The sequence below is a fragment of the Thermomonospora sp. CIF 1 genome (assembly GCF_001896795.1).
Taxonomy (GTDB): Bacteria; Actinomycetota; Actinomycetes; order Streptosporangiales; family Streptosporangiaceae; genus Thermomonospora; species Thermomonospora curvata.
Genome location: NZ_MOYN02000018.1, coordinates 92,151 through 112,170, shown reverse-complemented (window position 1 = coordinate 112,170; position 20,020 = coordinate 92,151). Strand labels below are relative to the sequence as shown.

The window sequence follows — 20,020 nt, the reverse complement described above, 5'->3', positions numbered from 1 at the left end:
CCGGTGGGGGGCACCTGCCGCCTGGAGTCCACGCGACGTAACCTTAAGGACCTCCGTGAGGGGGCGAAAGCGCGACGCGGCCAAAGGTCTGACGGGAATTCGACCGGTTTTTCACCGCAGGCGTCCTCGCCGCTTCCGGGGTGCTCAGGCGGGCACCGAAGGCGAGCAGACCGTCACCGGCCGCCGCGGAAACGCCCGCGCGGCCCCGCTCACGGCGAGCGGCGGGCGCCGGCCCCCGCGGTGTCGTGTTCGGCGGCGTATGCCTGAAAGTCGTCGACCATGCGGTGCAGCAGCACGGCCAGCAGCCGGCGTTCCTGCTCCGGCCAGTGCGCCAGCGCCTGCGCCACCCAGCGCCGCCGGACGGCCCGGATGCGCTCGGTCGCCTCGCGGCCCAGCGCGGTCAGCCGCACCCGGCAGGCGCGGCCGTCGCAGGGGTCGGGCACCCGTTCGACGAATCCGGCCGCCTCCAGCCGTTGCAGCTGCCGGGTGATGTGGGGCGCTTCGACCGCCAGCCGGGCGGCCAGCTCGCCGGGGCGCAGCGGCCCGGCGTCGGCCAGCAGGCGCAGCACCGGGACGGCGGCGCGCTCGACCGGCACGCCGGCCTCGGCGACCGTGCGGCCGTGCCGCCGCGCCCGGGTGAGCAGATGCGACACCCGGTCCAGGGCCCGTTCGATCTCGGCGATGTCCAGCGGGGCGGGGTCCACCCCCGCAGTCTGCCCGAATATCCGGCTGCGCGGGAGGGCTCGGTTACTTAAGTTAAGCAAGTTGTATGCTGCTGCGGCGCTCGACTTGGAGGTGCCGATGGCCGTCACCGCCCCCGCGGCGTCCGAACGTGCCGGATCCCCCGCCGCCGGCGGCCGCCTGGCGCTGCAGCTGCTGGCGCTGTCGGCGGCCGGCCTGGTGGTCTCGGTGCAGCAGACGCTGGTGATCCCGCTGCTGCCACGGCTGATGATCGCCTTTGACGCCTCGGTCACCGAGGTCACCTGGGTGTTCACCGTCTCGCTGCTGGCCGGGGCGGTGTCCACCCCGCTGCTGTCGCGCTTCGGCGACATGTACGGCAAAAAGCCGATGATCTTGGTGGCGCTGGCGCTGCAGGTGGCCGGGTCGACGCTGTGCGCGCTGTCGGGCTCGCTGGGCCCGCTGGTGGCCGGCCGGGCCCTGCAGGGGGTGTCGGCGGCGATGATCCCGCTGGCCATCGCGCTGATCCGGGACACCTTCCCGCCGAGGCGCATGGCCGGCGCGATCGGCTTCGTCAGCGCCACCATGGGCATCGGCGGCACCGCGGGCCTGATCGTGACCGGGCTGGTGGCCGCCCGCACCGACAGCCACCGGCCGGTCTTTTGGATCAACGTCGCCCTGGCGGTCGCCGTTTTGGTGCTGGTGGCGGTGTGCGCCCGCGATGTGGGCGAGCGGCCCGGCGGCCGGCCCGACCTGCCGGGGGCGCTGCTGCTGGCCGGCTGGCTGGTGTGCCTGCTGCTGGCCATCAGCGAAGGGGACGCCTGGGGCTGGGGCTCGCCCGGCGTGCTGGGCCTGTTCGGCGGGGCGGCGGCGCTGTGCGCGCTGTGGACGGCGGTGGAGATGCGGGTGCGAGCCCCGCTGGTGGACGTGCGGCTGATGGCGTCGGGACGGTCGCTGGCGGCCAACTCGGCGGCGCTGCTGCTGGGCTTTGCGATGTTCGCCGGTTTCACCCTGTCGGCGCAGTTCATCCAGACGCCGGAGGAGACCGGCTACGGCCTGGGCGGCTCGGTGCTGGATGTGGGCCTGCTGTCGCTGCCCAGCACCGCCACCATGCTCGCCACCTCCCTGTCGTGCGGGCGGCTGGTGGCGCGCCTGGGCGCCGCCTACACCCTGGCGGGCGGTGCGGCGCTGACGGCCGCGAGTTTTGCGTGGCTGGCGGTCTTCAACGACGGCCCGGGGGATGTGCTGGTGTACTCGGCGATCCAGGGCGCCGGGCTGGGCACCGCCTACGGGGCGCTCGGCACGCTGGCCGTGCAGCACGTGCCGATGGACAAAAGCGGCATCGCCAGCGGGATCAACTCCCTGCTGCGGGTGGCCGGCGGCAGCGTCGGCGGGGCCGTCACCGCCGCCGTGCTGGATGCCCGCACCCCGCACGGGGCGATCGCCCCCGAGCTGGGCGGCTATGTGGCGTGCTTTCTGCTGGCCGCGGTGGGCGCCGCGCTGGCCGCGGGCGTGGCCCTGGTCCGGGGCCTGCGGGACCGCTCGGCACCCCTGGCCGGGGCGCCGAAGGCCCCTTGAGCGGTGGCCGCATCCGGACGCCCTTGATGGGCGGCGGCGCGGGAATCCCCCATGAGTGGGCGTCCCTCCGTGGACGCACCGCAGTGATTCCCGCCCCCACCCCCGGAGGCTCGACATGGACGGCTATGCGGCCGTGCATCAGCGCAGCATCACCGATCCGGCCCGGTTCTGGGGAATGGCCGCCCGCGAGGTGCACTGGCTGGTGCCGCCCGACCGGGTGCTCGACGACGGGGCGCCGCCGTTCTACCGCTGGTTCACCGGCGGCGAGCTGAACGTCTGCGACAACGCGCTGGACCGGCATGTGGCCGCCGGGCACGGCGACCGGCCCGCGCTGATCTACCCCGGCGGGGCGGCCGGCCCGCCGCAGGTCCGCACCTTCGGGGAGCTGGCCGAGACGGTGGCCCGTTTCGCGGGCGCGCTGGCCGAGCTCGGCGTCGGCGGCGGCGACCGGGTGCTGGTGCATCTGCCGCTGTCGCCGGACGCCGTGGTCGCCGTGCTGGCCTGTGCCCGGCTGGGCGCGGTGCACGTGGTGCCCTCCCAACGGGCCGGGGCCGGGGAGCTGGCGGCGCAGATCGACCTGACCCGGCCGAAGGCGGTGGTGGCGGCGGCCGGGGAGGACGGTACGGCCAAACCGGTGCTGGAGAGCGCGCTGCGGCTGGCCTCGCACCGCATCCCCCGCCGGCTGATCCGGCACCGCCCGGACGCCCGGGTGGTGCCGCCCCGCGACGTGACCTGGGAAGAGGCGCTGGCGGCGGCGCGCCCGGCCGGGTGCGCGCCGGCCGCGGCCACCGACCCGCTGCACATCCTGTTCGCCCCCGGGCCGGAGGGGGTGGTACGGGGGGTGGTCCGCGACCACGGCGGGTACGCGGTGGCGCTGCGGTGGACGATGGAGCACATCTACGGGGCCGGCCCCGGGGAGGTGTTCGGGGCGACCTGCGACCTGGGCTGGGCGGCCGGGCTGTCGGGGGCGCTGCACGCGCCGCTGCTGACCGGCTGCACGCTGCTGCTGCACGACGGGGGCGCGGGTTTTTGGGCGGCCGCCGCCGAGCACGGGGCGAAGGCGGTGCTGACCACGGCGGCCACGGCGGGCGCGCTGCGGGCAGCGGGCGGCGCGCCGGACCGGGCGCCGGCGGCGGTCTTCCTGGCCGGGCGGCGGCCGGACCGGCGGATCTGCGCCCGCGCCTCCCGGGCGCTGTGCCGCCCGGTGACCTGGCAGTGGGAGCGTCCGGAGACCGGACGGCCGATCGCCGCCGCCCCGCACGGGCTGGAGCCGACCCCGGTGGACCCGGAGGCCGCCGGCCCTCCGGTGCCCGGATTCGATGTGCACGTGCTGGCCCCGGACGGAGCGCCGGCCGCCGCGGGGACCGACGGCGAGCTGGCCATCCGGCTGCCGCTGCCGCCGGGCTCGCTGACCACGCTGTGGCGCGACGATGAGCGGTTCGTCGCCGAGCATCTGGCCCGGCGGCCCGGCTACTTCCTGACCGGGGACGCCGGGCGGCTGGGCGCCGACGGCCACGTGCGGGTGACCGGGAGCGCCGGGCCGCGCCCCTGCTAGGCGCTGCCCTTCTTGGGCCACAGCGAGGTCACGATGAGCACGCCGACGGCGGCCAGCAGGATCTGCAGCAGCGCCACCGGGAAGCTGAAGCCGCCGTTGCCCCAGCCGAAGACCTCCTGCCCCAGCCAGGAGCCGGCGATCGCCGCCAGGACGCCGACGAGGATGGTCAGCCAGATCGAAATGCTCTGCCGGCCCGGCACGATGAGCCGGCCCAGCGCGCCGATGATCGCGCCGAAGATGATCGCGGTGAAGATGCCCCCGACGGTCATGACGGCCCCCTTTCCGTCGCCTCCGCGCGTCCGCGGAGAGGAACCGTCGGGGCCTCTACCCCCAAGTTCCGCGCCGCAACCCGCCCGGCCGCCGGCGGCCTTCCAAGGGCCGCAAGCAGCCCGGCCCCGGCCGCATCGGTGAGCCGCGGCGGGCCTGCCTGTGCCACGGCCCGATGCCACCGCCCCTGGCGGGCGGTGGCCGTGTACCCGTGCACAGCGACAGATCAAAGGTCGATCACAGGGCTTGTCCGGACCGGCCCGGACATGGTGCGATGCTGCTCTGCAAGTAACCACTGACTTCGAAGGGGTCACCAGATGCCGCAGGCCGACATCCTGGAGGAGCGGGCGGAGTTCGAGCGCAGGATCGAGGGCAAGACCCTGTGCACCGAGCTTCGCGCCACCGCCGAACGCCACCCCGACCTGCCCGCCTTCTCCGACCGCGAGGGGGACGGCTGGCGGACCCTGACCTGGGGGCAGGTCCGGCAGCGCACCCTGGAGGCGGCCGCGGGCTTCGTCGCGCTCGGCCTGGCGCCCGGCGAGGTCGTGGCGATGATGATGCCCAACCGTTCCGAGCACGTCCTCACCGACTTCGGCGTCGTGCACGCCGGCGGCACGCCGACCACCGTCTACGCCACCCTCGCCCCCGACCAGGTCGCCTTCGTGGCCGGCAACTGCTCGGCCGCCTACGCGGTGCTGGACGGGCGCGACCAGCTGGACCGCTGGCTGCCGGTGCTGGACAAGCTGCCGGCGCTGCGCAAGGTGATCGTGCTGGACGCCTCCGTCTGCCCCTCCGGCGACCGCTTCATGACCTGGGACGACTTCCTGAAGCTGGGACGGGAGCGGCTGGCGTCCGACCCCGCGGAGGTGGAGCGGCGCTGGCAGGCGGTCAAGCCGACCGACACCCTCACCGTGCTGTACACCTCCGGCACCACCGGCAACCCCAAGGGCGTGCTGATCACCCACCGGATGGCGCTGTATGAGGCGGCGGTCTCCGATGAGGTCTCCGAGCTGCCCGACCACAGCGTCTCGGTCTCCTACCTGCCGTACGCCCACATCGCCGACCGGGTGCTGAGCATGTACCTGCCGGCCCTGCGGGCCTCGCACGTCTACATGTGCCCCGACCCCGCCCAGCTCACCACGGTGCTGCGGGAGGCCCGGCCGCACTTCTTCTTCGGGGTGCCCCGGGTCTGGGAGAAGATCATGGCGGGCATCCAGGCGGTGCTCGGCGGCGAGACCGACGAGGCCAAGAAGGCCGCGGTGGCCCAGGCGATGGAGGCCGGCCGCGCCTACGTCAGGGGCCAGGAGTACGGCAACACCCTCACCGACGAGGTCCGCGAGGCCTTCGAGAAGGCCGACGCCGCGGTGCTGCGGCCCATGCGGGCGCTGCTGGGACTGGACCGGGTGGTGCAGGCGCTCAGCGCCGCCGCGCCGCTGCCGATCGAGGTGGCCCGGTTCTTCTCCGGCCTGGGCATGCGGATCATGGACGTCTACGGCATGACCGAGACCACCGGCGCGGCCACCGGCAACACCAAGGACGCCTTCAAGCTGGGCACGGTGGGCCGGGCCTTCCCCGGCATCGAGGTCAAGCTGGCCGAGGACGGGGAGATCCTGATCCGCGGCACCACCTGCACCCCCGGCTACCTCAACCGGCCGGAGGCCACCTCCGAGCTGCTGGACGCCGAGGGCTGGGTGCACACCGGCGACGTCGGCGAGATGGACTCCGACGGCTTCCTGAAGATCGTCGACCGCAAGAAGGAGCTGATCATCACCGCCGGCGGGGAGAACATCGCCCCGTCCCTGATCGAGAACCTGCTCAAGGAGCACCCGCTGGTCGGCCAGGCGCTGGCCTACGGCGACCGCCGCCCGTACGTGGTCGCGCTGATCACGCTGGACGGCGAGGTCGCCCCGGTGTGGGCCGCGGCGGCCGGGATCGAGAACACCGACGTGGCCGCGCTGGCGGAGGACCCGCGGGTGCTGGCCGAGATCGAAAAGGCGGTGCAGGACGCCAACGCCCGGCTGGCCCGCGTCCAGCAGGTCAAGAAGTGGAAGGTGCTGCCGACCGAGTGGACCGCCGAGAGCGAGGAGCTGACCCCCACCCTCAAGCTCAAGCGGCGGGTGGTGCACAGCAAGTACGCCGACGTGATCGAGGAGCTGTACAACGGCTGAGCCGGTGACGGCGCGGCATGCGGCCCGGTGGGAGCGCCGGGCCGCGTCCGCGCCGCCGGGCGCAGACCGCTCAGGACTTGCAGAGCTGCTCCTTCACCACGGCGATGATCTTGCGGGCGGCGGCCGCGTCGATCTGGGCGCCGCCGGTGGAGAAGCGGGAGCGCACGCCGTCGACCAGCGGCGCGCCCTGCACGCCCTTGCCGATGTCCGTGCAGGTCGCCTGGCCGGCCTGGATCGCCATCGTCTCGTCGGTGGCCAGCTTGGGGTCGATCTCGGCCAGGCGGGTCATGTAGCCCAGCCGCTCGTTCTCCGACAGCCCGCCGGGCGGCGGGGTGGAGGGCGCGGCGGCCGCGGGGGCGGAGGTCGCGGGTGCCGCGTCGCCTTCTTCGGAACCGCCGCCGCACCCGGTCACCAGCAGTCCGCACATCATCACAGAAGTGATCATCCGTCGCATGGGGGGACCATAACCGTATAAATCACAACAGACATCCCCCGTCATCGGCGAAAACGGCCGGATCGGGCCACTGGAACCCGGCGCATTGGGAGCTCCCACAACCGTCTCGGCAAAGGTGAATCGTCCCCATGACCCCACCGGCGAGCCCGATTCCCGCTCACGGCTGTGGTCGATCCCAATTTTTCGGCCAAAGGCCTGCAGGATGCCGCGGAGCGGGCGGGCGGGCCGGGCCGTCATCCCATCGTCCCGGCGCCCGGCCGCATTTCACGACGTGGACCGGCCCGCGCGCGACGAACGCAGCCGGCGAGCCTTGTCTGGAGGAGCGGGAAATGGGTCAATTGTTTGCACGAACCGTTGACGCCTTCATGGAGGACGGAACCGGACGGGGGGATGCATGCGAGAAGGACCCATGGAACGGGTGCCGGTGAAAGCCCCTTTTTGGGAAGCGCTGAGCGACGCCGACCGAGCCTTTTTGCAGCGGGCCGGACGCATGCGCTCCTTTCGTCCCGGCGGTGAACCGCTCACCTTCGAGGGCGACGACTCCACGCACGTCATCATCATCCTGGACGGCTGGGCCAAGGTGATCTCCCCGACCCACACCGGGCGGGAGGTGGTGCTGGCCGTGCGCGGGCCCGGTGACCTGGTCGGCGAGATCTCCGCGATGTTCGACAGCCGGCGCACGGCCACGGTGCGGCCGCTGGTGCCGATCCGGGCGCTGAGCGTGCCGGCGGTCCGTTTCAAGGCGTTCCTGGACGAGAACCCGCACTGCTGGTGGCCGCTGATGGCGACGGTCGTGGACCGCATGGGCGAGCTGGGCAACCGGCTGCGGGTGCACGCCGGCGCCGAGGGCACCTGCCGGCTGGCGCACCTGCTGGTGCACCTGGCGGAGCTGTCGCTGCGCTACACCGAGCCCGGCCCCGACGGGCGGGTGGCGATTCTGCCGCCGCTGTCACAGGCCGACCTGGGCAGCTGGGTGGACGCCTCGCGGGAGACGGCCGCCCGGGGCTTTGGCGAGCTGCGCGAAAGAGGGCTGGTCACCACCGCCTACCGGAGGGTCACCGTGCTGGATCTGCCGGGATTGCGCGCCTTCGCCGCCAAGTGCGCCGACGCGTAGCGGGACCTGCTAACGTCCCGGGCGTGACGAACGATCTGCCCGCCGGTGGTGCCGGCGCCGACGATTACGCCGCCACGTTCCGGATGATCGACCGTGACGGCGACGGATACATCTCGCTGGATGAGGTGAAGTCCCTGATGCGGGCGCTCGGCCAGGAGGCCGACCACGTCCGCGCCGTGGAGTTCATGGTGGACGCCGACCGCAGCCGGGACGGGAAACTGTCGCTGGCGGAGTTCTCCGCGTTCATGGCCGCCGTCCGGCCCGCCGGCTGAGGGCACCGGCGACGGTGCCGTCCCCCTAGCAGACCGAAGGAGTCTGCGAGCCGTCCCCGGCGACGGTCAACGGCCCGCCCGCCGGCGCCGCATGGCGCATCCCGGCCGGCGGCCCCGGGACCGGCCCGGTCAGCGCCCCCTGCCGGGCGCCGGGCCCGCACCACGGCCGGTGCCGCCGGTGGACGGGCAGATCAGCGCGCCCCCGCGGCGGCTGCGCGCGCACCCGCCGGGCGAAGGCCTCCTCGTTCGTCTCCGGCGGAATCGCCGGGCCGTTTGAGAGACGACAGGCGGGTAGGGCGGTGGCGGAAGGCCGTGAGCGGGCGACCGTCGCCGGCCGCGCCGTGCACGGCGAGGCGGCCGAAGGGGCACTCATGAAGGCTGTGACCTGGCACGGCAAGCGCGACGTACGGGTCGAGGAAGTGCCCGACCCGTCGATCAAGGAGCCCACCGACGCGATCGTGCAGATCACCTCCACCGCGATCTGCGGGTCGGACCTGCACCTGTATGAGGTGCTCGGGCCCTTCATGGGAGAAGGCGACGTCCTCGGCCACGAGCCGATGGGGATCGTGGAGGAGGTGGGCGCCGAAGTCGCCCATATCAAGCCCGGCGACCGGGTGGTGATCCCGTTCAACATCGCCTGCGGCCGCTGCCACATGTGCGACCGCGAGCTGTACGCCCAGTGCGAGACCACCCAGGTCCGCGACCACGGCATGGGGGCGGCGCTGTTCGGCTATACCAAGCTGTACGGGGAGGTGCCCGGCGGGCAGGCCGAGTACCTGCGGGTGCCCCAGGCGCACTTCGGGCCGATCAAGGTCCCCCAGGGACCCCCGGACGAACGGTTCCTGTACCTGTCGGACGTGCTGCCCACCGCCTGGCAGGCGGTGCAGTGGGCCGACGTCCCCGACGGCGGCACCGTGGCGGTCTTCGGGCTCGGGCCGATCGGGCAGATGTGCGCCCGCATCGCCCGTCACCTGGGGTACCGGGTCATCGGGGTGGAGCCGGTGCCCGAGCGGATCGCGATGGCCGAGCGGCACGGCGTCCGGGTGCTGGACCCCGGGCGGGTCGATGCGGCCGCCGAGACGATCCGGGAGATGACCGGCGGCCGCGGCGCCGACTCGGTGATCGACGCGGTGGGGATGGAGGCGCACGGCTCCCCCGGCGCCAAGCTGGCGCAGACGGTGACCGGGCTGCTGCCGGACCGGGCCGCCGCCCCGCTGATGTCGCGGGCCGGGATCGACCGGCTGGCGGCGCTGCACCAGGCGATCGAGGCGGTCCGGCGCGGCGGCACCATCTCCGTCATCGGGGTGTACGGGGGGATGGCCGACCCGCTGCCGATGCTGCGGATGTTCGACAAGGGCGTCACGCTGCGGATGGGGCAGGCCCACGTCAAGCGGTGGGTGGACGACCTGATGCCGCTGGTGACCGATGAGGCCGACCCGCTGGGCACCGAGGACCTGGCCACCCACCGGCTGCCGCTGGAACAGGCCCCCTACGGCTATGAGATCTTCCAGAAGAAGCAGGACGGCGCCGTCAAAGTGGTGCTCCGGCCCTGAGCCCTCGCCGCGGCGGCTTGGGCGGGTCACGGCGAACCGGCCGGCGGGGCGAAGCGCGCGAGTACAGTGAAGTGAAGGGCTTCCCTTGAAGCGCCGGTGCCGCGAACCTGGACTCCAGGACTCCAGGAGGCCACCGTGACCGAGACAACCGCCGCTCCCCCGCGCGTGATCGTCGGCGTGGACGACTCGGAGACCTCGCGGTGGGCGCTGTCGTGGGCGCTCGGAGAGGCCCGGCTGCGCGGGATGGAACTGCTGGTGGTGCACGTGGCGCCCATTCCGGCCTACCCGGCGGCGGTGGGGGTCCCCGGGCACGGCGCGGTGTGCGGGCTGCGCGATGTGGGCGGCGAGCTGGTCTCCCGGCTGCTGGCCGAGCTGCGGGAGGGCGGCGGGTGCGGCACCGTGCGGGTGTCGGGGATGACGCTGCTGGGCTCCCCGGGGGATGCGCTGGTCCGGCTGGCGCGCGAGGAGGACATCCTGGTGGTGGGGCGCGCCTCGCGGGGCCCGCTGTCGCGGCTGCTGCGGCCGTCGGTGCAGCGCCACTGCGCCGCGCACGCCCGCGCCACCCTGATCTGCGTGGCCCCGCCGAAGGTCGAGGCGATCACCGTTCCCGGCGCGGCGCGGGAGCGTCCGCTGCGCCGCCGGCTCTGGGGCGACCGGCGGCGCGGACGGGACGATTCCGGCGGCTGGAGCGGCTTCGGCGGCTGAGCGGGCGTCCGCGGCGTCAGCCCAGCATGACCTCCACGGGGACGCCGGCGCCCCGCCCCGCCGCCCCGCTTCCGCCGCGCACCGTGACCTGGGCCTTCCGGTCGACCCCATCGGCGTAGTGCAGCACGCAGGCCGTGCTCTCGCCCCGCTCGGCGGCCAGGTCGCCGGGGCAGGTCACGGCGCGCAGCATCCCGGCCTCCAGCCGTGAGGTCAGCCGCCGCAGCAGCCCGGCCTCCATGCGCGCCCGTTCGATCACGGGCCTGCCCGCTCCCCCTTGGGCGGCGGGAGGGAGCGTCACCGTGTGCAGGGTGTAGGCGTTGTATGCGATCCGGCCGTCCTGCACCGACAGGACGTGCACGTAGGCCACCCACGCGGTCCCGTTGACGGTGGTCAGGTCGCACGTCATGCCGCCGATGGGCGCGCCGGTCAGGTCCCTGGGGCAGTTCACCGAGCGGACCCGGCCGACCCAGCCGGTCAGTTCCCGTGCGATCCGCCGTTCGAGCTCGGCCTTGGGGATCGGGGAGGGGCCGAGCGGCGGCAGGGCGCACCCGATCGCCGTCACGGCGCACAGCAGGGCGCAGGCCAGGAGTCCGCGCATCGTCTTTCCCACGGTCAGGCGGCGCTCACGCGTCCGAAGATCACCGGCCGTCCCGTCGCCGCAGCGGCTCAGCTGAGCCGGATGTCGAAGTTGACGGTGGTGCCCGCCACCGAGGTCACCGTGATGGTGACCGCCCGCCAGGTGCCGTCGGTGAAGTGCAGGTCGCACTGCATGGTCGCGCCGACCTCACCGCGCAGGTCGCCGGGGCAGACCACCGAGCGCGGGTCGCCGTCCAGCCGGGGGGCCAGCTGCCGCAGCGCCTCGGCCTCCACCTGCGCCCGGGTCAGCAGCGGCACGCCGCCGGAGGGGGCGGGCGCCGTGGTCTGCCGCGGCGCCGGGGAGTTGATGTCGTAGCTGATCCGGTCGCCGTCGACGCCGGTGACGGTGACGTTGACGATCCGCTCGGTGCCGTCGGCGGTGACCAGGTCGCATCGCAGGGTCGCGCCGACCTCGCCGCGCAGGTCGGCCGGGCAGCTCACCGAGCGGGGCCGTCCGCCGAGCTGGTCGGCCAGCTTGTCGCTGATCTGGGATTCCACCTCCGCGGCGGTCACCTTCTTGTCCAGCAGGTCGGTGCAGCCGGTGGTGAGCCCGGCGACCAGCGCGGTGCCGAGCAGGGCGGGAGCCAGGAGCTTGCGCATCGACGTTCCTTGAGGCGTTGTCCGGTCGTACTCCCCGACGATCTCCGCCCGTCCGTCCCGCCGCCCAGTGTCCGTTGTCCCGTCCGTGGGGGGACTTTCCGCGGCGGGCGTCCGGGACCGTCTCACCCCGCGGGCCGGGACCGCCACCCGGCCGTGACGCCGTCCGGCCCGGAAAGAGCGGCCGCCGAAGGTCCGGGACGGGCCTTGTGGCTCTTGCGCCGCCGGCCGCTTGTCACCCGGCAGCCAAAGCGGGCCGGTATTTTGTGGCCCTGCAGCCAAGCGGACTTTTCCGTATAGGTCTTGACTTCTTCCCCTAAGGGTGACTGTGACCCCATGCGTCCCGCTCGGCGGGAGCAGAACACGTCGATGTGAGGAGAGGAAATGACCAGCCCGTTGGGAGCCGAGGGAGCCGTGCCGCAGATCGACGAACGGCATCCTCCGATCAAGACCCGGCGGGTCTCGTTCGATTGGGAGAACACCCCGCTGCACTGGATCCCGGGCGACCCGGTGGCCACCCACATGATCAACTCCTTCCATGTGGTGCTGCCCGAGGGCGAGAAGTGGTTCATCAACTGCGTCAAGGCCGCCATGCCCTACATCACCGACGAGCGGCTGCGCCAGGAGATCAAGGGCTTCATCGGCCAGGAGATGGTGCACTCCCGCTCGCACCAGGGAGTGATCGACAAGCTCCTGCTGGCCAACGGCATCGACGCCACCGTGGTCACCAAGCCGGCCGCCCAGGGCAACGCCGAGTGGCCCGCCAAGATGGAGGCGCTCAAAAAGCGCCACCCGCGGCTGTACAAGCAGCGGCTGCTGTTCGAGCTCGGCGCGGTGGCGGCCATCGAGCACTACACCGCGGTGCTCGGCCAGTGGGTGATGGACAACGACAAGCTGGACGCGGCCGGGGTGGACCCGACCATGCTGGACCTGCTGCGCTGGCACGGCGCCGAGGAGGTCGAGCACCGTTCGGTGGTGTTCGACGTCTACCGGCACCTGGGCGGCAAGTACCCGATGCGGGTCGCCTCCTGGCTGGTGGCGCTGTTCTTCCTGTACTGGGCGCTGATCGGCGGGACGCTGCTGTTCCTCAAGCAGGACCCCACCGTCAAGGGCAAGGTGACGCTGTGGCGGGTCTACCGCTCCTACCGGCGCTCGGTGCGCCGGGGCCTGGTCCCGGGGATCTTCAAGCTGCTGCTCGGTGAGGCCCCGGTCTACCTGCGGCCCTCGCACCACCCGTCCAAGGTGTGCTCCACCCAGAAGGCGCTGGAGTACCTGATGCGTTCCCCGGCCGCCCGCGCCGCCGGCTACAACCCGTACTAGACCCGACCCGGACAGGCGGGCGCGCGTGTAACGGGCGTCACCGCCGCAGCGGCTTGACCGGCGGCCTGCCCGCACGGTTCATTGACACAATGTCCAATGGCTTGGGTGAGCAGGTCGCCCGGAGCCGGGTGCGCTCCCGTTCCGGCGCGCAGGCGGTGGAGCTGGCGGTGTACCGGCAGGGCGACCCCGGCCGGCCGGTGGTGGTGCTGGTGCACGGCTACCCCGACACGCACGCCGTGTGGGACGGGGTCGCCGCCCGCCTCGCCGAGCGTTTCCACATCGTCCGCTACGACGTGCGCGGCGCCGGGGCCTCCTCGCATCCGGCCGGGACGGCCTGGTATGCGCTGGAGCACCTGGTGGCGGATCTGCGCGCGGTGCTGGAGGAGGCCGCGCCCGGCGGGCCGGTGCACCTGGTGGGTCACGACTGGGGCTCCATCCAGGCGTGGGAGGCGGTGTGCACCATGCCGGAGCGTTTCGCCTCCTTCACCTCGATCTCCGGCCCCTGCCTGGACCACGTGGGGCACTGGCTGCGCAGCCGGCTGGCCCGTCCCTCCCCCCGCAATCTGCGCATGGCCGCCGAGCAGGCGGTGCGCTCGTGGTACATCTCCTGGTTCCAGGTGCCGGTGCTGCCGGAGGCGCTGTGGCGGGCGGGCCTGGCTCAGCCGCTGCGCCGCATCCTGCGCCGGGGCGCAGGGCCGCTGCGGCACGGCAACCGCCCCTCGGGGACCTCGGCCGCCGATGCGGTGGCCGGGCTGGGCCTGTACCGGGCCAACGTGCGGGCCCGGCTGCGCGACCCGCGGGAGCGGCGCACGGACGTGCCCACCCAGGTGATCGTGCCGATGCGGGACGTGTTCGTCTCCCCCTACCTGGTGGGCGGGCTGCGCGCGTGGGCGCCGAATTTGACGCTGCGGCGGATCGAGGCCGCGCACTGGGTGCCGCGCACCCACCCTTCGGTGATCGCCCGCTGGGTGAGCGAGCACATCGCCCGGGTGGAGGACGGGGCGGAGACGCCCCGGCGGGGTCAGGCGCCCTCCTGACCGACGCCTTTACGTTGTAGATCATCTAGTGGGGGGAGGTGCGGCTCGCCGGCCCGGGACGGCCGGGGCCGCCCCTCCCCTCCCCCGGCGCGCCCTTCGATCTGCAGCGCCGGGATGAAGACGTGCGCCAGCGGGCCGATGGCGACCGCATACAGCAGCGTGCCGACGCCCACCGTGCCGCCCAGCAGCCAGCCCGCGCCCAGCACCGTCACCTCGATGGCGGTGCGGACCACCCGGATGGAATGGCCGCGCGCCGCCAGCCCGGTCATCAGGCCGTCCCGCGGGCCGGGGCCGAGCCCGGCGCCGATGTAGCAGCCGGTGGCGAAACCGCCGACGACGATCGCCGTGACCAGGTACGCCCACCGCATCGCGAGGGAGCGGGGGTCGGGCAGCAGGGCCGAAAACAGGTCGGTGAACAGCCCCACGAAGAGCGCGTTGCTGAGGGTGCCCAGGCCGGGCCGCTGCCGCAGCGGGATCCACAGCAGCATCACCAGGGCGCCGACGATGATGATCCAGGCGCCGATGGACAGCCCCAGCCGCCGGGACAGCCCCTGGTGGAACACGTCCCACGGGTCGTTGCCCAGGCCCGAGGCCACCTGCAGGGCGATTCCAAGACCATAGAAGGCCAATCCGATGTAGAGCTGGATCAGCCGGCGAATCAGCAAGGCCATTTCTCCGTTCCGTTCCGACGGCGCCCGCAGTCCCGCAGCCATGGCGGGCGGCCCCGGCCTCCAGTCCAGGCCGTCTCGCGAGTCGACGCCGAATCTCGGGGCCAGGAGGGCGAACACGATCGGCACGGGGTCCTTCGAACGAGACGGGGATCGACGGGCCAAGGCCGCCGGTCAGCAGAATGGCCCCTTTCCGGCTTGCCTTTTAAGAGCCAATCCACAAAAGTGGCCTTCATGAGTGCGCGGTACATCAGCGGTCCGCAGCTCGCCCGGCTGCTGGGCGAGCCGCCGCGGGAGCGTCCCCGCTATGTCGCCCTGGCCCGGGCGGTGCGTGAACTGGTGCTCAGCGGAGGGCTGCCGCCGCGGATGCGGCTGCCGGCCGAGCGGGACCTGGCCGCCGCGCTCGGGGTCAGCCGGACCACGGTGACCGCCGCCTACGACCGGCTGCGCGCCGAGGGCTATGTGGAGAGCCGGCAGGGGGCGGGAAGCTGGACCGCGCTGCCGGCGGCGGACCGGCCGGCGCCGCACCGGGCCGTGGGCCGCCTGGGGCCGCTGGGCTCGGCCGACGAACGCCCCGACGAAGACCTCATCGACCTGGGCTGCGCCGCGCCCGCCGCCCCGTCCTGCCTGGCGGAGGCGGCGGCCGAGGCCATGGCCGAGCTGCCGCGCCACAGCGCCGGCCACGGCTATGAGCCCACCGGGCTGGCGGTGCTGCGCGAGGCCATCGCCGCCCGCTACACCGAGCTGGGCGCCCCCACCCGCCCCGACCAGATCGTGGTGACCACCGGGGCCCAGCAGGCGATCTCGCTGCTGGCGCACGTGCTGGTGACGCCGGGCGACGCCGTGCTGATCGAACGCCCCACCTACCCGCACGCGCTGGAGGCCCTCCGGCGCTGCGGGGGACGGCTGGTGCCGGTGGGGGTCGGCGAGGGGTGGGATCTGGAGCTGGTGGCGGCGAGCATGCGGCAGGCCGCGGCCAGGCTGGCCTACCTGATCCCCGACTTCCAGAACCCCACCGGTCATCTGCTGGACGACGCCGGGCGGGCCGCGCTGGTGGCGGCCGCCCGCAGCGCCGACGCGCTGCTCATCGTCGATGAGTCCTTCAGCGAGCTGTCACTGGATCCGGCGGCGCCCCGGCCGCGTCCGGTGGCCGCCCACGACACCGGCGGCCGGGTGATCAGCATCGGCTCGGCCTCCAAGCTGATGTGGGGCGGCCTGCGCATCGGCTGGATCCGGGCCGGCGCCCCGCTGGTGCGCCGGCTGATCGCCGCCCGCGCGTCGGTCGACCTGGCCAGCCCGGTGCTGGAGCAGCTGGTCGCCTGGCGGCTGCTGGAGCGCATCGAGCAGGTGCGGGCGGAGCGGGCGCAGGAGCTGACGCGCAGCCGCGACGCCCTGGCCGGGGCGCTGCGCGAGCTGCTGCCGGAGTGGGAGTTCACCCTGCCGCGCGGCGGGATGAGCCTGTGGGTGCGGCTGGAGGCCCCGGTGGCGACGCCGGTGGCCGAGCGGGCCTGGCGGCACGGGGTGCGGGTGGTGCCGGGACCGGTCTTCGGAGTGGACGGGGTGCTGGAGGACTGCCTGCGCCTGCCGTATGTGCTGCCCCCGCAGACCCTGCGCACGGCCGTGGAGCGGCTGGCCGGCGCCCATGCCCGGACGCAGGCCTCTCCCCTGGCGCGTCCGCTGCCGGCCTACGTCTAGGTCCCGGCGCCCGGGCCTGCGCTCAGCCGTGCAGGTAGCCGACCAGGTGCTCGCGTTCGGTCTCCAGTTCGTCGATGGCGCTTTTGACGACGTCGCCGATGCTCACCAGCCCGACCATGCGCCCGCCGCTGACCACCGGCACATGCCGGATCCGGTGCTCGGTCATGGTCTTGCGCAGCTCGTCCACGGCCGCCTCCGGGGCGCAGGTGCGCACCTCGGCGGTCATGATGTCGCTGACGGGGGCGTCCAGCAGGGCGGCGCCCCGCTCGTGCAGCCGGCGGACCACGTCCCGTTCGGAGACGATCCCGGCGATGGTGGCCCCGTCCGGGGAGACCACCACGGCGCCGATGTTGAGCTCGGCCAGCTTGGCCAGCAGTTCCCGGACGGTGGCGGTGGGTTCCACCGTGGCCACCGAGCTCCCCTTGGTGCGCAAGATGTCGCGAATCCGCATAGCCCACCCTCCGGCACGGGGTCGGTGAAGGAGGATCTCCTTCTTCCTGACAAGGTCGCACGTTCCGGACGGCAGGGAAAGACCCATGTAGGGGCCGTTTTTCAAGAATCGGCGCCCAAGGTGGCCAGCACGTTCGAAAAGCCGCGCGGCAGCACCGGCACCCCGCCCTCGTAGCGGATCTCCAGCAGGTTCAGCCGTCCGGCGTGCCACCAGTACAGGTGAGGGCTGAGGGAGCCGGGGCCCTCCTCATAGGCCCGCCGCGCGTGCAGGTGCAGTTCCCGGACCGCCGCCACCGCGGCACGGTGGCCGGCCCGGGGCCGGATGGGGTGCGCCATGATGAGGCTGCGGTTCGGCGCGATCACCAGCGCGCCGTAGGTGCCCATCTCGACGTACTCCTCCAGCCAGGCCAGGTGGGTGGCGGCATAAAAGCTCCAGCCGTGCAGCACCGTCACCGGCACGCCGCCCAGGTGGGACTCGTCGGCCTGCAACGGTCCATCGGCGCGCACGTTGGCGCGGCCCAGCATGAACAACGCATCCCCCGAGACCGGCCAGCCGCGCATCTCCTCGACGGTGACCGTGCGGACGGTGGTGGGCGTGTCGACCACCACCACCTCGATCAGGCCCGGGGCGAAGGACCGGGCGGCCAGCGCCGGGCTGTCGGCCTCGGCCGGGTAGATCCGGGTGCGCAGCAGGTGCTGGGCCAGCTCGAAGTCCGACAGGTCCAGCGGTTCTTCGATCGCGGTCACGATCGTGGTGACGTGGTCGGAGACCAGCGCCGGCCAGTCGTCCCGCGGCACCAGCCGGGCCAGCTGGCGCAGGTTGCGCATGCTGACGTGCAGCCGGGTGGGTCCCTCCAGCGCCATGACGTCGCCGGGCAGCCGATGGCAGGCGTATCCGAGGCTCTCCGCCACGAGCACGACCAACGAGTCCAGCACGCCGCTCGCCTCGTCCAGAGCGCCCCCGCGCATCCACTCCTCCTAGCTCCCGCGACGGGGTAGAGCTTGGCAGGCGAAGGTCACGAAGGAAAGTCTCGTCGATCACGAACCGCCGTCTGTGACCCGATCGTCACGTAGGGCCAGTTCCACCAGGCCGGGCAGGGCCTCTCCGATGGGCTCGCGCAGCACCGCGTCGGCGATTCCGTCATAGGGGGTGGGCTGGGCGTTGACGATCACCAGCCGCGCGCCGTGCTCGACGGCCTCCAGGCACAGTCCGGCCGCCGGGTGCACGGTCAGCGAGGTGCCCACCGCCATGAACAGGTCGCAGGAGCGGGCGGCCCGCACCGCCGCCTGCAGCACCTGCGGGCGCAGGGCCTGCCCGAAGGAGATCGTGGCCGCTTTCTGGATGCCGCCGCACTCCAGGCACGGCGGGTCCGCCTCGCCCTCCTCCAGCCGTTTCAGGACCTGCTGCGTCGGGGTGCGCAGCCCGCACTCCAGGCACTCGACCTCGCGCATCGTGCCGTGGATCTCGATGACGGTCTTCGGGCTGGAGCCGGCCGCCTGGTGCAGCCCGTCGATGTTCTGGGTGACGATGGCGCGCAGCCGCCCGGCGCGTTCCAGCTTCACCAGGGCCAGGTGCGCGGCGTTGGGCTCGGCGTGCCAGGCGGGATGGTCGCGCCGGGCCTGCCAGACCCGCCGCCGCACCTGCGGGTCGGCCAGGTAGGCGTCCAGGGACGACAAGGCGGCGGCCGACGGGTCCTTGGTCCACACGCCCTGGGGCCCGCGAAAGTCGGGGATGCCGCTGTCGGTGCTGATCCCGGCCCCGGTCAGCACGGTGATCGAACGGGCCTCGCGCAGCCACTCGCCGAGGCTCGGGGGCATGTCCATGCACTCCAGGCTAGGCCCGAGATACCGGGAATACAGAGCTAAATACGCCTTCACTCGGTCTGCCCGACGGCCATGCCGAACCGGTCGGCACTGCGCGTGATCAGGCAGCCCGGTAAAGGGACATATGGGGCGGTACCCTGCACGGAGTGCGACACTGGAGATCGTCATGAGACCCGCCCCGCACATCCTGGTGATCAACGGCACGAAGGTGCGCCGGCCGGTGTTCGTCCTGGGCGCCCCGCACTCGGGCACCGACCTGCTGGCGCGGGCGATCAAGCAGACCGCGGGGTTCCACCTGACGGTCGGCCGTCCCGGGGTGCTGCGGGTGACCTACGCCTTCGCCCGGCGGCCGACGATCGCCAGCGAACGCGGCCGGGGCGCCGCACGGGTGCTGCGGGACGCCTACGCCGAGGCCTGGCAGATCTCCCCCTGGGGCTGCGCCCAGTGCCCGGCCGAGTGCCGGACTCTGGCCGGGCTGCCGCCCGCCGAGACCGCAGAGGACGCCGTGCGCTCCGGACAGGTGTGCACCGAGCCGGGGCGGGTGCAGCGGTTCGCCGACGCCTCCCCCGACCTGATCTACAGCGCCGATGTGCTGCTGGACGCCTTCCCCGACGCCCAGCTGCTGCAGGTGATCAGGGACGGGCGGGACGTGGTGGCCGGGATGCTGACCGACGAGCGCTGCCTGGCCTGGTTCAAGCCGGGGGTGGCCAATTTGGAGGAGGTCTTCCCCAACCCGTTCCTGGGGGTGGAGGACTTCACCGACCGGTCCCGCTGGCCCAAGGCGGCCATGGCGGTCAAATGCGCGCTGCGCTGGCGCGGCTCGGTGCGGCTGAGCGCCCGGCTGCGCGCCCAGGTCCCCGAGGACCAGCTGCTGACGGTGCGCTATGAGGATCTGATCAGCCGGCCGGGCCAGGTGGTGGAGACCTTGTCGGAGTACCTGGGCGCCCCGATCCCCAAGAACGCGCTGACGGGGCTGGTGCGGCCCGGGGAGAACGGGGACGGCGGCGTGGGGGCCTGGCGCCGGCGGCTGACCCCCAAACAGCTCATCCAGGTGGAGCGGGTGGCCGGCAAGGAGCTGCAGCGGCTGGGCTACCGGCTCAGCGGCGCCGCATGAGCGCATCCGGGCCGGCCCAGCCGATCATCACGCCCGCGGCGCCCAGGCCGATCAGCAGGAGGGCATAGCGGCCGGTCCAGCTTTTGAGCGGGTTGGTGATCTTGATGGTCGGACGCGTCGGACGCATGGATGCTCACCCCCTTCGTTTCCACCGCCGCAGGCCGCGCCCGGAAGCCGGCCGGGGAGCGCCGGGACGGCCGCGGCGTGCCGGTCGTGCGTCCCGACCGTCCCGCATCCCGGTGACGGCCGCTCGACGGCGAGGTCACCGGGCGGCGAAGCGGAGCCGTCGCTTCCCGGTACCGCACCGGTGATCATCGCCGGACCGGCCGTCCCGG

21 protein-coding genes are annotated in these 20,020 nt (G+C 73.3%); 11 read left to right on the top strand and 10 right to left on the bottom strand.

The annotated features are described in order from the left end of the window. Positions 1-209: 209 nt before the first annotated feature. Positions 210-704 (bottom strand): MarR family winged helix-turn-helix transcriptional regulator, encoded by a 495-nt coding sequence (locus tag BUE48_RS11220; RefSeq protein ID WP_012852613.1) that lies wholly within the window; start codon positions 702-704, stop codon positions 210-212. Between the two features lie 61 nt (positions 705-765). Here BUE48_RS11220 and BUE48_RS11215 point away from each other — a divergent pair, with 61 nt between their 5' ends. Both BUE48_RS11215 and BUE48_RS11210 read left to right on the top strand, forming a co-directional pair. Next, complete coding sequence (locus BUE48_RS11215) at positions 766-2,256, top strand: MFS transporter (RefSeq protein WP_245537030.1); 1,491 nt, start codon at positions 766-768, stop codon at positions 2,254-2,256. Between the two features lie 115 nt (positions 2,257-2,371). Then, positions 2,372-3,811: an AMP-binding protein gene (locus BUE48_RS11210; protein ID WP_012852611.1), complete on the top strand. Its 1,440-nt coding sequence runs from the start codon at positions 2,372-2,374 to the stop codon at positions 3,809-3,811. On the opposite strand, the gene BUE48_RS11205 is transcribed toward BUE48_RS11210, so the two are convergent. Further along, the gene (locus tag BUE48_RS11205; protein ID WP_012852610.1) at positions 3,808-4,080 is read right to left on the bottom strand and encodes a GlsB/YeaQ/YmgE family stress response membrane protein; all 273 of its coding nucleotides are present in this window, start codon (positions 4,078-4,080) and stop codon (positions 3,808-3,810) included. The genes BUE48_RS11210 and BUE48_RS11205 overlap by 4 nt on opposite strands. Before the next feature lie 315 nt (positions 4,081-4,395). On the opposite strand from BUE48_RS11205, the gene BUE48_RS11200 reads away from it, so the two are divergent. Beyond that, complete coding sequence (locus BUE48_RS11200) at positions 4,396-6,246, top strand: AMP-dependent synthetase/ligase (RefSeq protein WP_012852609.1); 1,851 nt, start codon at positions 4,396-4,398, stop codon at positions 6,244-6,246. A 70-nt stretch (positions 6,247-6,316) separates the two neighbouring features. Here BUE48_RS11200 and BUE48_RS11195 read toward each other — a convergent pair whose 3' ends face one another. Next, entirely contained in the window at positions 6,317-6,700 is a 384-nt protein-coding gene (locus BUE48_RS11195; protein ID WP_148232991.1) for a hypothetical protein, read from the bottom strand. Between the two features lie 394 nt (positions 6,701-7,094). On the opposite strand from BUE48_RS11195, the gene BUE48_RS11190 reads away from it, so the two are divergent. The 4 genes from BUE48_RS11190 to BUE48_RS11175 all read left to right on the top strand — a co-directional run bounded on the left by BUE48_RS11190 (position 7,095) and on the right by BUE48_RS11175 (position 10,344). Beyond that, complete coding sequence (locus BUE48_RS11190; RefSeq protein WP_052305484.1) at positions 7,095-7,814, top strand: Crp/Fnr family transcriptional regulator; 720 nt, start codon at positions 7,095-7,097, stop codon at positions 7,812-7,814. 23 nt (positions 7,815-7,837) lie between these two features. Next, a complete protein-coding gene (locus BUE48_RS11185; RefSeq protein ID WP_012852606.1) occupies positions 7,838-8,086 on the top strand; it encodes an EF-hand domain-containing protein in 249 nt (82 codons plus the stop codon). 371 nt (positions 8,087-8,457) lie between these two features. Beyond that, positions 8,458-9,639, top strand: coding sequence for a zinc-dependent alcohol dehydrogenase (locus tag BUE48_RS11180; protein ID WP_286989766.1), 1,182 nt, complete (start codon positions 8,458-8,460; stop codon positions 9,637-9,639). A gap of 135 nt (positions 9,640-9,774) precedes the next feature. Beyond that, on the top strand, positions 9,775-10,344 hold the full coding sequence (locus BUE48_RS11175) for a universal stress protein (protein ID WP_012852604.1): 570 nt from the start codon (positions 9,775-9,777) through the stop codon (positions 10,342-10,344). A 16-nt stretch (positions 10,345-10,360) separates the two neighbouring features. On the opposite strand, the gene BUE48_RS11170 is transcribed toward BUE48_RS11175, so the two are convergent. Continuing rightward, entirely contained in the window at positions 10,361-10,942 is a 582-nt protein-coding gene (locus tag BUE48_RS11170) for a DUF4333 domain-containing protein (RefSeq protein WP_012852603.1), read from the bottom strand. A 68-nt stretch (positions 10,943-11,010) separates the two neighbouring features. Then, on the bottom strand, positions 11,011-11,580 hold the full coding sequence (locus BUE48_RS11165; protein WP_286989765.1) for a DUF4333 domain-containing protein: 570 nt from the start codon (positions 11,578-11,580) through the stop codon (positions 11,011-11,013). Positions 11,581-11,961: 381 nt separating this feature from the next. Here BUE48_RS11165 and BUE48_RS11160 point away from each other — a divergent pair, with 381 nt between their 5' ends. Continuing rightward, on the top strand, positions 11,962-12,897 hold the full coding sequence (locus tag BUE48_RS11160) for a metal-dependent hydrolase (RefSeq protein ID WP_012852601.1): 936 nt from the start codon (positions 11,962-11,964) through the stop codon (positions 12,895-12,897). 101 nt (positions 12,898-12,998) lie between these two features. Beyond that, positions 12,999-13,934, top strand: coding sequence for an alpha/beta fold hydrolase (locus tag BUE48_RS11155; RefSeq protein ID WP_245537028.1), 936 nt, complete (start codon positions 12,999-13,001; stop codon positions 13,932-13,934). Here the strand turns inward: BUE48_RS11155 and yczE are convergent. Beyond that, a complete protein-coding gene (gene yczE, locus BUE48_RS11150; protein ID WP_012852599.1) occupies positions 13,919-14,605 on the bottom strand; it encodes a membrane protein YczE in 687 nt (228 codons plus the stop codon). The genes BUE48_RS11155 and yczE overlap by 16 nt on opposite strands. A gap of 231 nt (positions 14,606-14,836) precedes the next feature. Between yczE and yczR the strand changes: the two genes are divergently transcribed. After that, positions 14,837-16,297 (top strand): MocR-like transcription factor YczR, encoded by a 1,461-nt coding sequence (gene yczR, locus BUE48_RS11145; protein ID WP_286989764.1) that lies wholly within the window; start codon positions 14,837-14,839, stop codon positions 16,295-16,297. Positions 16,298-16,319: 22 nt separating this feature from the next. Here the strand turns inward: yczR and BUE48_RS11140 are convergent, their stop codons facing one another. The 3 genes from BUE48_RS11140 to BUE48_RS11130 all read right to left on the bottom strand — a co-directional run bounded on the left by BUE48_RS11140 (position 16,320) and on the right by BUE48_RS11130 (position 18,571). Next, the gene (locus tag BUE48_RS11140; protein ID WP_012852597.1) at positions 16,320-16,748 is read right to left on the bottom strand and encodes a CBS domain-containing protein; all 429 of its coding nucleotides are present in this window, start codon (positions 16,746-16,748) and stop codon (positions 16,320-16,322) included. Positions 16,749-16,849: 101 nt separating this feature from the next. Beyond that, a complete protein-coding gene (locus BUE48_RS11135; protein WP_012852596.1) occupies positions 16,850-17,716 on the bottom strand; it encodes a hypothetical protein in 867 nt (288 codons plus the stop codon). A 69-nt stretch (positions 17,717-17,785) separates the two neighbouring features. Further along, complete coding sequence (locus BUE48_RS11130; protein ID WP_041439539.1) at positions 17,786-18,571, bottom strand: SIR2 family NAD-dependent protein deacylase; 786 nt, start codon at positions 18,569-18,571, stop codon at positions 17,786-17,788. Positions 18,572-18,737: 166 nt separating this feature from the next. On the opposite strand from BUE48_RS11130, the gene BUE48_RS11125 reads away from it, so the two are divergent. Further along, entirely contained in the window at positions 18,738-19,685 is a 948-nt protein-coding gene (locus BUE48_RS11125; protein ID WP_012852594.1) for a sulfotransferase family protein, read from the top strand. On the opposite strand, the gene BUE48_RS11120 is transcribed toward BUE48_RS11125, so the two are convergent. Then, complete coding sequence (locus BUE48_RS11120) at positions 19,669-19,812, bottom strand: hypothetical protein (RefSeq protein ID WP_012852593.1); 144 nt, start codon at positions 19,810-19,812, stop codon at positions 19,669-19,671. The two genes, BUE48_RS11125 and BUE48_RS11120, sit on opposite strands and share 17 nt — an antisense overlap. Positions 19,813-20,020 lie beyond the last annotated feature (208 nt).

What these genes read in the sequence shown, in the direction of transcription:
- BUE48_RS11170 (WP_012852603.1), bottom strand. Translation starts at nt 10,942, where the DNA reads ATGCGCGGACTCCTGGCCTGCGCCCTGCTGTGCGCCGTGACGGCGATC.
- BUE48_RS11140 (WP_012852597.1), bottom strand. Translation starts at nt 16,748, where the DNA reads ATGCGGATTCGCGACATCTTGCGCACCAAGGGGAGCTCGGTGGCCACG.
- BUE48_RS11165 (WP_286989765.1), bottom strand. Translation starts at nt 11,580, where the DNA reads ATGCGCAAGCTCCTGGCTCCCGCCCTGCTCGGCACCGCGCTGGTCGCC.
- BUE48_RS11130 (WP_041439539.1), bottom strand. Translation starts at nt 18,571, where the DNA reads ATGGACATGCCCCCGAGCCTCGGCGAGTGGCTGCGCGAGGCCCGTTCG.
- BUE48_RS11205 (WP_012852610.1), bottom strand. Translation starts at nt 4,080, where the DNA reads ATGACCGTCGGGGGCATCTTCACCGCGATCATCTTCGGCGCGATCATC.
- yczR (WP_286989764.1), top strand. Translation starts at nt 14,837, where the DNA reads ATGAGTGCGCGGTACATCAGCGGTCCGCAGCTCGCCCGGCTGCTGGGC.
- BUE48_RS11190 (WP_052305484.1), top strand. Translation starts at nt 7,095, where the DNA reads ATGCGAGAAGGACCCATGGAACGGGTGCCGGTGAAAGCCCCTTTTTGG.
- BUE48_RS11195 (WP_148232991.1), bottom strand. Translation starts at nt 6,700, where the DNA reads ATGCGACGGATGATCACTTCTGTGATGATGTGCGGACTGCTGGTGACC.
- BUE48_RS11135 (WP_012852596.1), bottom strand. Translation starts at nt 17,716, where the DNA reads ATGCGCGGGGGCGCTCTGGACGAGGCGAGCGGCGTGCTGGACTCGTTG.
- BUE48_RS11120 (WP_012852593.1), bottom strand. Translation starts at nt 19,812, where the DNA reads ATGCGTCCGACGCGTCCGACCATCAAGATCACCAACCCGCTCAAAAGC.
- BUE48_RS11210 (WP_012852611.1), top strand. Translation starts at nt 2,372, where the DNA reads ATGGACGGCTATGCGGCCGTGCATCAGCGCAGCATCACCGATCCGGCC.
- BUE48_RS11200 (WP_012852609.1), top strand. Translation starts at nt 4,396, where the DNA reads ATGCCGCAGGCCGACATCCTGGAGGAGCGGGCGGAGTTCGAGCGCAGG.
- BUE48_RS11160 (WP_012852601.1), top strand. Translation starts at nt 11,962, where the DNA reads ATGACCAGCCCGTTGGGAGCCGAGGGAGCCGTGCCGCAGATCGACGAA.
- BUE48_RS11180 (WP_286989766.1), top strand. Translation starts at nt 8,458, where the DNA reads ATGAAGGCTGTGACCTGGCACGGCAAGCGCGACGTACGGGTCGAGGAA.
- BUE48_RS11125 (WP_012852594.1), top strand. Translation starts at nt 18,738, where the DNA reads ATGAGACCCGCCCCGCACATCCTGGTGATCAACGGCACGAAGGTGCGC.
- yczE (WP_012852599.1), bottom strand. Translation starts at nt 14,605, where the DNA reads ATGGCCTTGCTGATTCGCCGGCTGATCCAGCTCTACATCGGATTGGCC.